The 13835-nt window shown below is 71.7% G+C and carries 14 protein-coding genes; 11 read left to right on the top strand and 3 right to left on the bottom strand.

Annotated features, from left to right (window positions below; translation table 11 throughout):
- Positions 1 to 83 precede the first annotated feature (83 nt).
- From NIE79_RS29205 to corA, 3 genes are all read left to right on the top strand, one after another.
- The gene (locus tag NIE79_RS29205; RefSeq protein ID WP_238681626.1) at positions 84 to 542 is read left to right on the top strand and encodes an ester cyclase; all 459 of its coding nucleotides are present in this window, start codon (positions 84 to 86) and stop codon (positions 540 to 542) included.
- A 106-nt stretch (positions 543 to 648) separates the two neighbouring features.
- Positions 649 to 1743, top strand: a complete 1095-nt coding sequence (locus NIE79_RS29210) for an aminotransferase-like domain-containing protein (RefSeq protein WP_238681627.1) — start codon at positions 649 to 651, stop codon at positions 1741 to 1743.
- A 321-nt stretch (positions 1744 to 2064) separates the two neighbouring features.
- Positions 2065 to 3219, top strand: a complete 1155-nt coding sequence (corA, locus tag NIE79_RS29215; RefSeq protein ID WP_203119035.1) for a magnesium/cobalt transporter CorA — start codon at positions 2065 to 2067, stop codon at positions 3217 to 3219.
- Between the two features lie 102 nt (positions 3220 to 3321).
- Here the strand turns inward: corA and NIE79_RS29220 are convergent, their stop codons facing one another.
- Positions 3322 to 4101 (bottom strand): hypothetical protein, encoded by a 780-nt coding sequence (locus NIE79_RS29220; RefSeq protein WP_238681628.1) that lies wholly within the window; start codon positions 4099 to 4101, stop codon positions 3322 to 3324.
- A gap of 84 nt (positions 4102 to 4185) precedes the next feature.
- On the opposite strand from NIE79_RS29220, the gene NIE79_RS29225 reads away from it, so the two are divergent.
- Entirely contained in the window at positions 4186 to 4716 is a 531-nt protein-coding gene (locus NIE79_RS29225) for a peptidylprolyl isomerase (RefSeq protein ID WP_238681629.1), read from the top strand.
- 94 nt (positions 4717 to 4810) lie between these two features.
- Complete coding sequence (locus NIE79_RS29230) at positions 4811 to 5722, top strand: rhomboid family intramembrane serine protease (RefSeq protein ID WP_238681630.1); 912 nt, start codon at positions 4811 to 4813, stop codon at positions 5720 to 5722.
- On the opposite strand, the gene NIE79_RS29235 is transcribed toward NIE79_RS29230, so the two are convergent.
- Positions 5715 to 6143 (bottom strand): PH domain-containing protein, encoded by a 429-nt coding sequence (locus NIE79_RS29235; protein ID WP_238681631.1) that lies wholly within the window; start codon positions 6141 to 6143, stop codon positions 5715 to 5717. The genes NIE79_RS29230 and NIE79_RS29235 overlap by 8 nt on opposite strands.
- A 112-nt stretch (positions 6144 to 6255) precedes the next feature.
- Here NIE79_RS29235 and NIE79_RS29240 point away from each other — a divergent pair, with 112 nt between their 5' ends.
- The 6 genes from NIE79_RS29240 to NIE79_RS29265 all read left to right on the top strand — a co-directional run bounded on the left by NIE79_RS29240 (position 6256) and on the right by NIE79_RS29265 (position 12014).
- On the top strand, positions 6256 to 7428 hold the full coding sequence (locus tag NIE79_RS29240; RefSeq protein ID WP_238681632.1) for a thiolase family protein: 1173 nt from the start codon (positions 6256 to 6258) through the stop codon (positions 7426 to 7428).
- Between the two features lie 56 nt (positions 7429 to 7484).
- Positions 7485 to 8498 (top strand): aminoglycoside phosphotransferase family protein, encoded by a 1014-nt coding sequence (locus NIE79_RS29245; RefSeq protein ID WP_238681633.1) that lies wholly within the window; start codon positions 7485 to 7487, stop codon positions 8496 to 8498.
- A gap of 111 nt (positions 8499 to 8609) precedes the next feature.
- Positions 8610 to 9116 carry a hypothetical protein gene (locus tag NIE79_RS29250; RefSeq protein ID WP_112675276.1) on the top strand — a complete coding sequence of 169 codons (507 nt, stop codon included), beginning with the start codon at positions 8610 to 8612 and terminating at the stop codon, positions 9114 to 9116.
- Positions 9117 to 9206: 90 nt separating this feature from the next.
- Positions 9207 to 9899: a response regulator transcription factor gene (locus tag NIE79_RS29255; RefSeq protein ID WP_238681634.1), complete on the top strand. Its 693-nt coding sequence runs from the start codon at positions 9207 to 9209 to the stop codon at positions 9897 to 9899.
- Positions 9892 to 11358 carry a sensor histidine kinase gene (locus NIE79_RS29260; RefSeq protein ID WP_238681635.1) on the top strand — a complete coding sequence of 489 codons (1467 nt, stop codon included), beginning with the start codon at positions 9892 to 9894 and terminating at the stop codon, positions 11356 to 11358. Before NIE79_RS29255 ends, NIE79_RS29260 begins: the two co-directional genes overlap by 8 nt.
- A gap of 56 nt (positions 11359 to 11414) precedes the next feature.
- On the top strand, positions 11415 to 12014 hold the full coding sequence (locus tag NIE79_RS29265) for a hypothetical protein (RefSeq protein WP_238681636.1): 600 nt from the start codon (positions 11415 to 11417) through the stop codon (positions 12012 to 12014).
- Between the two features lie 39 nt (positions 12015 to 12053).
- On the opposite strand, the gene NIE79_RS29270 is transcribed toward NIE79_RS29265, so the two are convergent.
- Entirely contained in the window at positions 12054 to 13655 is a 1602-nt protein-coding gene (locus tag NIE79_RS29270; protein ID WP_238681637.1) for a ricin-type beta-trefoil lectin domain protein, read from the bottom strand.
- Positions 13656 to 13835 lie beyond the last annotated feature (180 nt).

Genomic DNA, 13835 nt, shown 5'->3' on the forward strand with positions numbered 1-13835 from the left:
CCGGGGGTGGTGTGCCGGGCCGGATCGATGGGTAGGCATCCCTTGCGGGCGCGGAGACACCGTGGCCCGTGAGGGAGGTCCCGATGCGCGACGCGGAGCGGCTGGTCGAGCAGCAGTACGCAATGCTCCTGCGCCGGGACGTGGCCCGGCTGCCGGATCTCTACGCCCCGGAGGCGTTCTACGCCATGCCGGGCGTGACGGTCCGTCCGATCGAGCTGCCCGCGCTTCTGCGCACCTGGACCGGCGCCTTTCCGGATCTGCGGGTCGACCCGATGGGCGCCGTCCGCACCGGCGGTGGCGCCGCCGTCGAGCTGCGCCTGACCGGCACCCACACCGGCACCCTGCATTCGCCGTACGGCACCGTCGCGCCAACCGGCCGGCTGGTGAGCTGGGAGGTGGCCGACGTGGTCCGGGCCCGTAAGGGTCGGATCACCGCCTGGCGCTCCTACTTCGACTGGAGTCAGCTCCTCGACGCGCTCGGCGTGCGGCTGGAGGGACTTTCCCGGGCCGCGCATCACGACGCGCTCGCCCTTCCGGTCTGATCTGCCGCCGACCGGTGGAGTGGGGTCACCCGACCCGGTGGCTCAGGATGCGGACATCGCCGTGCCGACCGCGCGTTCCCCACCGCCGCCCGTACGCTCAACATCCATGACCGCCGAGCAGTTGATCTCCTTTGCCCGTGGGGCTCCCTCGCTGGACATCGTCGATGTCGAGGGGCTCAAGGCCGCCGCCGTCCGCGCCTTCGACGCCGACCCCGCGGGGGTGACGGCGTACGGCACCTCCGTCGGGTACCTACCGCTGCGAAAGTGGATCGCCGAGAAGCACGGGGTCGGGGCCGATCAGGTGCTGGTCACCAACGGGTCGCTCCAGGCCGACGCGTTCCTCTTCGACCACCTGGTCCGCCCCGGCGACGCTGTGGTGGTGGAGCGCCCGACGTACGACCGGACGCTGCTCAACCTCCAGCGGATGGGCAGTGAGCTGCACGGCATCGCCGTCCAGCCGGATGGCCTGGACACTGCCGAGCTGCGCAAGCTGCTGGAGTCCGGGGTCCGCCCCCGGCTCGCGCACGTCATCCCGAACTACCAGAACCCGGCCGGCATGACGCTGTCCCTGGAGAAGCGCCGGGAGTTGCTCGACCTGGCCGCCGAGTACGAGTTCACGATCTTCGAGGACGACCCGTACGCGGACATCCGCTTCCGTGGCGATGCGCTGCCGTCGATGCTCTCGCTGGACACCCGCAACGTGGTGGTGCACGCGTCGAGCTTCACCAAGACGGTCTGCCCGGGCGTACGGGTCGGTTACCTGGTCGGCCCGGCCGACCTGATCGCCTCCATCGCGAAGAACGCGACAAGCCTCTACATCTCCCCCGGGATGGTGTCCCAGGCGATCGTGCACCAGTTCTGCGTCTCCGGTGACATCGACCGCTCGATCGAGACGGTCCGGGCGGCGCTGGGCGAGCGGGCCCAGGTGCTCGCCGAGTCGTTGCGCCGGCACCTGCCGCAGGCGCAGTTCGTGGAGCCCGACGGTGGCTACTTCCTCTGGGTGGAGTTCCCGGAGGACGTGCTGGTCGACCGGCTCGCCCCGGCGGCGGCCGAGCGCGGGGTCGCCGTGGTCAAGGGCAGCGACTTCGTGCTGGACGGCGGGCGGCACGCGCTCCGACTGGCCTTCTCGGCGGTGACCGCCGACAAGATCGACGAGGGTGTCCGGCGGCTCGCGGCGGCGGTCGAGGCCGTCCGTAGCTGAATTAACTGTCGGGTTCCTGACAGAACGACGTTGCCGGCCGTCCCGGGGCTCCCCTCCGGGCGGCCGGCTGGCCCACAATGCTGCGAGCGTCACCCCGTCAGCTGCGGCTTCACCGCCCGGCCTCCGGGCCGGCCCCGCCCGGGTTGACGCGGCAGCACAACCTCCCGCCCCCACAGGTGCCGGGTGGGCCGTGTCGTCCCCCGCACACCCCCCGATGCGGCCCGGCCCGCCCGGCGCCGCCCCACGCGACCGCCGTCACACCGGTCCTCGACCGCGATCGGCGTAGCCTGCAAGCCGCAGCTGAGCGCGGGAGGTGACGCGATGACGGATCGGACAGAGCGGGACCGGACGGCACCGTCGACCACCGGTCGGGTGCTGCGACCTCGGGCGTGGCCCTCCCCGGTCCGGGCGATGACCCGGATCCTCAACGCCGACGGCTCGCCGCCGGTCCCCGCCCCGACGGGCACGGGCACCGGCCGCAGCGCCGTGGTCGACTGCGCCCTCTACGTCGACGGCAAGCGGCAGCCCGGCGACTGGACCTACGCGGAGGCGCTGGCCGCGGCCCGCCGCGAGGAGCACGGCTTCGTCTGGATCGGTCTGCACCAGCCGGAGCTGGCCGAGATGACCGCCATCGCGGAGACCTACGGCCTGCACGAGCTGGCGGTCGAGGACGCGGTCAAGGCCGAGCAGCGCCCCAAGTTGGAACGGTTCGGCGACGTCGTCTTCCTGGTGCTGCGCACCGCCCGTTACTGCGAGCACACCGAGCTGACCGAGAACTCCGAGGTCGTGGAGACCGGCCAGGTGATGCTCTTCATCGGCCCGAACTTCGTGATCAGCGTCCGACACGGGGATGCCTGCCGGCTCGCCCCGATCCGCGCCGACCTGGAGACCAAGCAGGAGTTGCTGCTGCACGGGCCGTGGGCGGTGGCGTACGGGGTGACCGACCGGGTGGTCGACCTCTATCTGGAGGTGGCCGACCAGATCGAGGACGACCTGGACATGCTGGAGGCGGAGGTCTTCGACCGGCATGGCCACGGGCGGATCCAGCGGATCTATCAGATGAAGCGGGAACTGGTCGAGTTCAAGCGGGCGGTGGTGCCGTTGCAGCGGCCGCTGATGACGCTGACGTCCCAGGTCAACCGGGACGTGCCCAAGGAGATCCGCAAGTACTTCCGGGACGTGCAGGACCACCTGAGCCGCACCGTGGAGCAGGTGAACTCGTACGACGACCTGCTGAACTCGATCCTCCAGGCGCGGCTGGCCCAGGTCACCGTCGACCAGAACAACGACATGCGCAAGATCGCCGCCTGGGCCGGTATCGCCGCGGTCTGGACCGCCATCGCCGGCATCTACGGCATGAACTTCGACAACATGCCCGAGCTGAAGATGACGTACGGCTATCCGGTGGTGCTGGCCCTCATGCTCGGCGTCTCACTGGCCCTCTACCGGTGGTTCCGCCGCAACGGCTGGCTCTGACCGCGAGGCGGAGGCGCCGCCGGGCGAAGAGCACCACCTGACGCGGAAACGCCGACGAGTGGGTGGACCCACTCGCCGGCGCCCGATGCGCTGCTGCTGACCTCAGCGGCGGCCGTTGGTGCGGGCCGTGTCCTTGCCCAGAGCCTTGGTGAGGTCGTCGGTCGGCCGACCGGAGACGTCGGTGGCGCCCTCGGCGACCGACGGGACCTTGTCGGTCGGGCGGACACCGGTCTGCTTGGCCGGGGCGGTGGTGCTGGCGCTGGAGCCGCCGGCCACCGCCGAGCTGCCCGCGCCGGTCATCCCCGCCGCGCCGGACATGGCGGAGCCGTCGGACCCGCGGGCGGCGGACGGCGTACGCACCTCGATCGAGTCGACCTCGTCGCGCATCGGCTCCAGGGTGCTGCGGGTCGGGTCGTACTCGGCCCACTCCTGCTGCTCCCGGCGGCGACGCAGCGCGACCGCGCCGGCCAGGCCGGCGATGGCACCCGCCGCCAACAGGCCGGTCATCATCGAGCCGCGACGGCGCGGCTGCTTCTTCTTACCGGTGATCCGCATGGTCTTCGACTTGGCCTTCCTGGTCAGCGGCCCTGCCTGCGCGGCGCCGTCACGAGCAGCGGCCGCCAGCGGTGCCAGCGTGGTGAGAGTCGTCCCCCAGCCGGTCGACGCGCGGTCGCGTACCTTCGCGGCGGTCGGTGCGACGTAACCCCGGGCCACCTGGACCCGCGGGCCGACGGTCGCGCCGGCGCCCTTCGCGGCGTGGTTGGCTGCCAGCATCAGGTGGCTGATGCTCTGGTTCAGCTCGGCCAAGGCCTGCTGCCTCTGGGACTTGCGCCGCCCGAATCCAAACACGGTCCTACCTCCTGGGAGTTGTTCCTTCGTCATCCTCCACCTTCGGATGCCTCCGCGATGCCAGATCGGGCACATGGGAGGATCCGCATGGAACTGACCAACGAGTGAGGAGTACCCGTGGCCGAGGCTGTCTACGCCACCCTGCACACCAACGCTGGCCCAATCCGGCTGGAGCTCTTCCCGAACCACGCGCCGAAGACCGTCCGCAACTTCGTCGACCTGGCCGAGGGCAACCGTGAGTACACCGACCCGCGCACCGGTCAGCCGGGCAGTGGTCCGTACTACGACGGCACCATCTCGCACCGCGTGATCAGCGGTTTCATGGTCCAGATGGGCGACCCGACCGGCACCGGCCGGGGCGGACCGGGCTACAAGTTCGCCGACGAGTTCCACCCGGAGCTGCGGTTCGACCGTCCGTACCTGCTGGCGATGGCGAACGCCGGACCGGGCACCAACGGTTCGCAGTTCTTCATCACCGTGTCCGCGACGCCGCACCTCAACAACCGGCACACCATCTTCGGCCAGGTCGCCGACGAGGCGTCGGTGAAGATCGTGGATTCGATCGCGAGCACCCCGACCGGTCCGAGCGACCGTCCGCTCCAGGACGTCGTCATCGAGCGGGTCGAGATCGAGCGGTCCGCTTCCTGAGCGACTGGCGAGGTACCTTTGCTCGCATGATTGAGCGCTCCGGAGCACGGCCGGTGCCGGTGGACCGTGTGGTGTTGGACGGCGGGTCGGCCCGGTGAGCGAGTCTCCGCCGACCACCCCGGTCTGCTACCGGCACCCCGGCCGGGAGACCTACGTCCGGTGCTCCCGCTGTGACCGGCCGATCTGCCCGGACTGCATGCGGGATGCCGCGGTCGGGCACCAGTGCCCGGAGTGCGTCAACGAGGGACGACGCAGTGTCCGGCCGGCACGTACCGCCTTCGGCGGCGGTACGGCCGGTCGGCACGGCTACGTCACCAAGGCGCTGATCGCCGTGAACGTGCTGTTCCTGCTGCTCTCCATCGCCTCCGCGCGGGGCGGGGACGCGGCGGTGGGCGGCTCCGGCTTCGGTGGCCTGATGGGTGGCAGCACGCCGCTGACCGAGTGGGGTGCGGTGCTCGGCCGGGCCTACCTGTCCGACTACACGCTCGGCGGGATCGCCGAGGGCCAGTGGTACCGGCTGGTCACGGCGATGTTCCTGCACTACGGCGTGCTCCACCTGCTGCTCAACATGTGGGCGCTGTGGGTGCTCGGCCGGTCGTTGGAGGCCAACCTCGGGCGGGTGCGGTTCGCCGCGCTCTACCTGATCGCGGGCCTCGGCGGCAACGTGGCCGCCTACCTGTTCAGCAGCCCGCGGGCGGCCACCGTCGGCGCGTCGACGGCCGTGTTCGGTCTCTTCGCCGCGCTGATCATCATCGAGCGCAGGTTGGGCCGGGACATCTCCCGGATCATCCCGATCCTGGTGATCAACCTGGTGTTCACGCTGGCCGTGCCGGGCATCTCGATCCCCGGGCACCTGGGCGGCCTGGTGGTCGGCGCGTTGATGGCGTTGGTGCTCGCGTACGCGCCGCGCGGTCGGCGCACGCTGGTGCAGGTCACTGGTGGGGCGCTGATCCTGCTGATCCTGCTCGCGCTGGTGCTCTTCCGGACCGCCGCACTGCTCACCTGACGGGGCGGGCGGCGCGCAGTGCGGCGGCCACCTCTTCCGGGGTGGCCCCCAGGTCGTACCGGCCGAACAGGTGCAGCGAGTTGCCCGCGTCGATCTCCAGGGTTTCGCTGGTCAGCCCCAGCCGCGGCCGCCGGTCGACGGCGATCGCCTCGACCGACGACCAGGGCAGCAGACGTCGGCCGGCGAAGCCGTTGATGACTGTGAGCCCGGCCGGGGCCACCGCCAATCGGACCGGCGCGACCAGGTCACGTACCGCCCAGCCGGCCAGCGCGGCGGCGGCCAGAGCGGCCAGCGCCAGGCGGACCGGGTCGCCGTCGGCGAAGAGCAGCCCGAGCGCGAGGAGCAGGACGGCGCCAGCCAGCTTCGCCGCCGGCAGGCTCGACGGCACCCGCCACTGCTGTGCCGGGGAGGTCTCATTCACCCGCCCAGCATGCCAGCGGCCGTCGGATTCCGGCACCTCGTGCCGGTGTGGCCGGACGACCGGTCGATGGACGACGTAGGATCGGGGCAGCCCAAGTTACCGGGGAGTAAACATGAGTGACGCGGTCATCGTCGGCGCGGTACGTACCCCGGTCGGGCGGCGCAAGGGCAGCCTCGCCAGCGTCCACCCGGTCGACCTCTCGGCGCACGTGCTGCGCGCCCTCGCCGAGCGCACCGGGCTCGACCCGGCCCAGGTCGACGACGTCTTCTGGGGCTGCGTGTCCCAGGTCGGCGAGCAGTCGTGGAACATCGCCCGCAACGGCGTGCTCGCCGCCGGCTGGCCGGAGACGGTGCCCGGCACCACACTGGATCGCCAGTGCGGCTCCAGCCAGCAGGCCCTGCACTTCGCCGCCGCGACGGTGCTCTCCGGCCAGGCCGACCTGGTGGTCGCCGGTGGCGTCGAGTCGATGACCCGGGTGCCGATGGGCTCCAGTGTGGCCGGCGGCATGCCGTTCAGTGACCAGCTGCGCGCCCGCTACCGGGGCGTCGAGGGCTTCGCCGACGACGCGCCGCTGCCGTTCAACCAGGGGGTCGGGGCCGAGCTGATCGCCCAACGGTGGCGCCTCTCGCGTACCCAACTGGACGAGTTCGCCCTGGCCAGCCACGAGAAAGCCGCCGCCGCGCAGGACGCCGGCGCGTTCGACCCGGAGCTGACAGCGGTGCCGCTCGCCGACGGCGGCAAGTTCGCCGCCGACGAGGGCATCCGCCGGGAGACGTCCCTGGAGAAGCTGGGCGAGCTGGCCACCCCGTTCCGCGCTGACGGGGTGGTGACCGCCGGTTCCGCGTCCCAGATCTCCGACGGCGCCGCCGCCCTGGCGGTGACCACCTCCGACTGGGCCAGCCGGCACGGCCTGCGCCCGCTGGCCCGGATCCACACCGCAGTGGTCGCCGCCGACGACCCGGTCACCATGCTCACCGCGCCCATCCCGGCCACCGCGAAGGCGCTGCGCCGCGCGGGGCTGGGCATCGAGGAGATCGGGGTGTACGAGGTGAACGAGGCGTTCGCCCCGGTGCCGCTGGCCTGGCTGGCGGAGACCGAGGCGGACCCGGAGCGACTCAACCCGCGCGGCGGGGCGATCGCCCTCGGCCACCCGCTCGGCGGCTCCGGTGCCCGGATCATGACCACCATGCTCCAGCACATGCGGGACAACGGCATCCGCTACGGCCTGCAGACCATGTGCGAGGGCGGCGGCATGGCCAACGCCACAATCGTCGAGCTGGTCTGACGCGCGGCGGGAAAAGACCTCGCCTCAAGGCGGAACGGCCGCCTAAGGTGCCCAGCGTGACGACGATCGCCGGTGAGCGTGCCCCCGACTGGTCCAGCGAGCAGTGGCAGGTGCGGGCCCGGTCCTGGGTCGACGCGCAGCTGAGCCGGGCCGGTCGACGGGTGACCGGGCTGGTGGAGCCGAGGCTGCGGCCCTGGTCGCTGGTGTGGCGGGTGCCCACCGACGACGGTCCGGTCTGGTTCAAGGCCAACAACCCGGGCACCGTGCACGAGGCGGTACTGATCGCGGCGCTCGCCGAGTTGACGCCCGACCGGGTGCTGACGCCGATCGCCGTGGACCCGGCGCAGGGCTGGTCGCTGCTGCCCGACGGCGGCGAGTCGCTGCGCGACGTGCTGGCGCGCGACCCGGACCTGGCGCACTGGGAGCGGGCGCTGCCCGGGTACGCGGCGCTGCAACTGGCGAGCGCGTCGCGTGCCGACGAGCTGGTCGCCAGTGGCGTGCCGGATCAGCGTCCGGAGGTGCTGGCCGGTCTCTTCGCCGAGCTGCTCGACGATCACGAGGCGCTGCTGGTCGGCGCCGAGGGCGGGCTCGGTCCGGAGGTGCACGAGCGGTTGCGGGCCGAACTGCCGGCGTACGCACAGCGGTGCCGCCGGCTCGCCGACATCGGCATCCCGGCGACGGTGCAGCACGACGACCTGCACGACGGCAACGTCTTCGCCGGCGCGGCCGGTTACCGCTACTTCGACTGGGGCGACGCCTCGGTGGCGCACCCGTTCGGCACGCTGCTGGTGACCCTGCGTTCGATCGGGCACGCCGGCAAGCTCGCCGCCGACGACGCCCACCTGGTGCGGTTGCGCGACGCGTACCTGGAGGCGTGGTCCGACAGGTACGACCGGCGGACCCTCGTGGAGGCGGCCGACCTGGCGATCGGTCTGGGGCCGGTGAGCCGGTCGCTCTCCTGGCGGCGGGCGCTGGACACCCCCGAGGAGTCCCGCGCCGAGTACGCCGACGCGGTCCCGGGATGGCTGGAGGAGCTGTTCGCCGCCAGTCCACTTCAGCCCAACTCCTGACCATGATCCGTCCGAGTCGGAAGTCGGACAGGCAGTGCGACAGGCGGCGTGGAACTTCCAAAAAACCCGCGTGACCCACGTCACCCTGCTGGGGACGTCGTTGGGCAGGTCATGGACGTCTTCTCCCGAACGTTCCTCCCGGCCGCCGCTGAGGCAGGCCTGGCCGTGCAGACGGTGAGCCGGCACATGCCGGTCTTCCGGCGCTGCGTCGGCTCCGGTGACGCCACCATCCTGGTCACCCGTTGCAGCCGCCCCGACCGCCCGGTCACCGGCGACTACCTGTTGCTACTCACCCACCGCCGCCTGGTGGTGACCCAGCAGACCCGCCTTCTGCACCGACTGCGCCTGCACCTCAACACCGAGTTGCGCGAGCTGAGCAACGTCACCTGGAGCCCGGACCCGCGGCTGCAGTCGGTGGAGATGGCGGCCACCGCGATCGACGGGATCCGTGAGCGGTTCCTGATCCGGACCAGTCACCCGAAGCAGGTCTGGCAGCTTGACGCGTTGCTCAACCAGGCGTTCCGGACCCGCCTGCGGCCGCCCGGCGCGCGGGTCGTCGCCAGCATCGGCGACGCACCGGCCGCCGCCCGGCCGGGCATGTTCGCTCCGTCCTGGTGAGCTGACCGCGCATCGGGCGTCGTTCCACCTTTACCGAACTCGAACACACACCGATCGCGCCGAGCATCAGCAGTCGGCAATCATGGGCCGGTGACCGTCGAACCACCGCATCGCGGGCTCGTCCTTGTCGTGGAGGACGAGCCGGCCATCGCCGACCTGGTCCGGCTCTACCTGACCCGGGACGGGTTCGGCGTCCACCTGGAACGTGACGGCGAGGCCGGTCTGAGCGCGGCCCGCCGGTTACGCCCGGTGGCCTGCGTCCTGGACATCGCGCTGCCGGGCCTGCCCGGCACCGAGATCTGCCGCCGGCTGCGCGAGGCCGGTGACTGGACCCCTGTCATCTTCCTCACCGCGCGGGACGACGAGGTGGATCGGATCGTCGGCCTGGAGATGGGTGCCGACGACTACGTCACCAAGCCGTTCAGCCCTCGGGAGCTGGTCGCCCGGGTCCGCGCGGTGCTGCGTCGATCCGCCGGCGGCCCGGAGGGCGCGGACCGGCCACGCGTCGTCGGCCCGGTGACGCTCGACCCGGCCCGCCGCACTGTCACCGCCGCCGGTGCCCCGGTGCAGCTCACCTCCACCGAGTTCGACCTGCTGGCCCACCTGATGGCACGGCCCGGCCGGGTCTTCACGCGGGAGGAGTTGCTGGCCGGAGTCTGGGGCTATGCGGCGCACGCCGGCACCCGGACTGTGGACGTGCACGTCGCCCAGGTGCGGGCGAAGCTCGGCCCGGCGAGCGTGATCCGGACCCATCGCGGCGTGGGGTACGCGGTCGATGCCTGACCACCCCGGGCGCGTCGAGTCCCCGACCATGGCTCTGCCGGTGGTGGGCGCCGCCCCACCCACAGCACCCCGACGAGCCCGATTCGGCCGTACGCTGACCGCCCGCGCGGTGCTCGTCACCTGCGCTGTGGCACTGGTGTCGGTGCTGGTCACCGCCATCGTCGCGGTGCCGTTGGCGATCCGTGGCGCGGAGCGGAGCGAGCAGCAGGCGCTCGCCGCCCAGGCCCGGCTCGCCGCCGAGGTGCTGCGCACCCGCCTCGACCGGGGTCGCAGCGCCGACGAGGAACGGCTCATCCAGCAACTGCGCGACCAGGGCATCGACGCGTACCTGATCCGGCGCGGGGCGGTCGACCGTTCCGGTCTGCCACCCCGGGTGGTGCAGCGGATCGAGCAGGGCCGCAACGTGTCGGCTCGCCGCTCGGTCAACGGGGAGCGGGCCCTGGTCGAGGGTCGGGCCCTGCCCGGCGGCAACGGTGTGGTGCTCTCCCGTCCGCTGGCCAACGGACTGTGGGCCCGGGTGCTGCTCAGTCTCTGGCTGCCGCTGCTCGCCGGGTTGACCGCCGGTGTGGTCGCCGGGCTGCTGCTGGCCCGTCGGCTGGCCCGTCCGATCCGGGTCGCGGCGACCGCCGCCGCCCGGCTGCGCGCTGGTGATCGTGCCGTCCGGGTGCCGGTGGAGCCGCCGGACGAGGTCGCCGACCTGGCCGAGGCGTTGAACGGGCTGGCTGCCGCGCTGGCCACCAGCGAGGGTCGACAGCGGGAGTTCCTGCTGTCCGTTTCGCACGAGCTGCGCACCCCGCTGACCGCGATCCGGGGGTACGCCGAGGCGCTCGCCGACGGGGTGCTCGGCGCCGACGACACTGTGGACACCGGTCGAACGATGCTGGCCGAGGCCCAACACCTGGACCGGCTGATCGGTGACCTGCTGGCACTGGCCCGGCTGGAGGCCGCCGACTTCCCCCTCGAACCGGTGCCGGTGGACCTGACCCAACTGGCAGTGGACGCGGAGCCGACCTGGTCCGGTCGGTGTGCCGCGGTGGGCGTGCCGTTCCGGGTGGAAACGCCTGGTCAGCCGGTGCCGGCGTACACCGATCCGGGGAGGATCCGGCAGGTGCTGGACGGGCTGCTGGAGAACGCGCTGCGGGTCGTACCCCCGGGGTCGCCGGTGGTGCTCGCGGTCCGGCCGGCCGGCGCGGACCCGGCGCACGGCGGTGTGTTGGAGGTCCGCGACGGCGGGCCCGGCTTTACCGACGACGACCTGGCGGTGGCCTTCGAACGCGGTGCGCTGCACGAGCGTTACCGGGGGGTGCGAAAGGTGGGCAGCGGGTTGGGGTTGGCGCTGGCCGCCGGGTTGGTCCGCCGGTTGGGCGGCGAGATCGCCGCCGGGCACGCACCGGAAGGTGGTGCCGCCTTCACCGTCCGGCTGCCCGGTGATCCTTACCTGACCCGAACATCGGCCTGACGCTCTGCTCGTCGTTCCCGGGAAGGCTGAGGGCTCCACTGACGAGAGGGAGAGTCATGCCACGTTGGGGTATCGCCACCGGCACCACTGCACTGCTCGCGGCGGTCGCGCTCGGCGTCAGCGGCTGCGGCGCGGCCGAGGTGGCCAGTCAGCCCGCCCGGGATGTCGCCGTCGAGGTCGCCGCCGCCATGGGGGTCGAGGGTCAGGCGCTGACCGCGATGGGCTTCGACGCCGACGACCTGGACGTGCTGACCGTCGCCGCACCGGCCACCCCGACGCCGGGTGCGTCCCCCGGCGCCAAGGAGAAGGCCCGGGACAAGCGCGGCGAGGAGTGGCGCAAGCGCCGCCAGGCCCGCGTGCTGCTGCGCAAGAACACACTGCACGGTGAGGCGGTGGTGAAGACGAAGGACGGCGGTACGCAGACAGTCGCCGTGCAGCGCGGCGAGGTGACAGCCGTCGACGGCGACTCGATGACGGTCAAGTCCACCGACGGCTTCACGATGACCTGGACCTTCGGCGACGACCTGCGGGTGGTCGAGCGGCGGGCCACGGTGCAGCCGAGCGAGGTAACTGTCGGCGCGACGCTCGGCGTCGCCGGCGCGAAGGACGGCGACAAGGGCGTGGCCCGGCTCATCCTCGTTCCCCGCGCGAAGTGAGCGCAGGGGCCCTGGTGGACGCCAGGGCCCCTGCTCTCGTCAGTAGACGCGGGAGCCGATGAAGTCGTCGTGACCGTAGCCGACCGGGTTGGCGGCGGTACGGGCCTCGAACGACCACTGCTGCCGGGTGCTGCTGGAGCAGTTCGCCAACCGCAGGCGGGAGCTGCCCAGCAACGGGTTGTCGAACGCCACGCACAGGTTGTTGGCGCTCGCCGGCCTGATCTGGTTACCGACGAAGACGAACTGCTGCGCGCCGGTGCCGTTGCAGTCGTAGATGTTGACAGCGGTGCCGGCGCTCATCGAGCTGTTGGCGACGTCCAGGCAACGGTCGTGGGACAGCTCCGAGTGCAGCGACCGTCGTGCCGAGTCGTACCAGAAGCCCTGGTTGCGCCCACCGTGGCAGGAGTACGGCTGCTGCGCGGTGCCGTTGCGGGAGTCGTACCCCTTGCCGTCGACGCAGGTGCCGGTGGCCAGGTTGCGCAGTTGCTTGAACTCCAGCAGCCCCGGGTAGAGCACACCACCGCCGGTGCTGGCCGGGTCGACGCAGCTGGCCCGCGTCTGCCCGGAGTTCCAGAACTGGGTGATGCACTGGGCGAACATGCCGTGCCCACGGGCGTTGGGGTGGAACGACTGGCGGGCGGCGTTCTCGTTCCAGATGCCGACCTCGATGAAGAGGCCGCGGACCGAGGTGTTGTCGGTGCACACCTCGTGCCCGTGGAAGAGCCGGCTGGCGTCCAGGTAGCGGGTGCCGGTGTTCGCCGCGGCGGAGCGCAGCGCCGACTCGAACATCGGCACCGCCTTGTTCCGGGCGAACGCCGCGTCGGCCAGGTAGAGCAGACAACCGCCGGAGTACCAGCCGGGGAAGTTGGGGTTGTCCTCCACGTCGGGGCTGCCGGGGCTCGGGTACGACATCAGCACCAGCTCGTAGTCCGACAGCAGGTAGCCGGCGTTGGTCATGGTCTGCCGGATGTCCGTGAGCGCCGACTCCACGGCCTGCCGGCTGCCGTCGGTGCGGATCGTCCACTGGTCGGTGTAGGTGGGGTAGCAGACGCCCTGGAAGAAGACCCGGCGGACGGCGCAGTCGGTGGCGACCGGACCGAACTGGATGGTGCCGTCACCGTTCGCGCCGACCACCACCCAGATCAGCTTCACGTGCGTGTTGCGCGCCTTGATGCCCAGGTAGTCGCCCTGGTTCAGTTCGTTGTGCTGGGTCGGGCCGCCGGCGATCAGGTTCCAGGGGGTGGCACCGGAGCAGGCGATGTTGTACTGCGCGTCCGACGTGATGCCGGTACGGAAGACGGCCTGGTCGTAGGAGCGGTCGCACCAGTTGCCGTCCTGGTGGGTGCCGGGGACGTAGTTGCCGACCCCCTCACCGGAGATCTCGCTGTCGCCCATGGTGACCAACGCGGTGCGGCGCTGTTCGATCGGGCGGATCGCCGGGCTGCCGTAGAGGGCTGTCGCCTCGGCGGCTCGGATGGCTTCGAGGTTGGCGGGGAGTGGTTGGACTGTCGGTCGGTCGGCCGCGGTGGCGGGGGTGGCCGGTCCGGCGAGCATCGGTAGGACGAGAGCGGCGACGGCGACGGCGACGGTGATGGCCCGTCGTCGGGTCGCGCGTTCGGGCCTGGCGGGGATTGCAGGCATCGACGCACTCCTTTCGGCTCAATCGCGGGACGTCGATTGAGTTACCAGACGGTAACGTGCGGATCAACGGATGTGAATGCGCCTCAGGTCCTTGCGCGCGGGATGCAGAACCGCCCGGATCGGACTATCCGGGCCGGCTTGTGGTTCAGCGGCCCGGCAGCGGTGCAGCCGGCTTCTTGT

Source organism: Micromonospora trifolii (assembly GCF_022229005.1).
Lineage (GTDB): Bacteria > Actinomycetota > Actinomycetes > Mycobacteriales > Micromonosporaceae > Micromonospora > Micromonospora trifolii.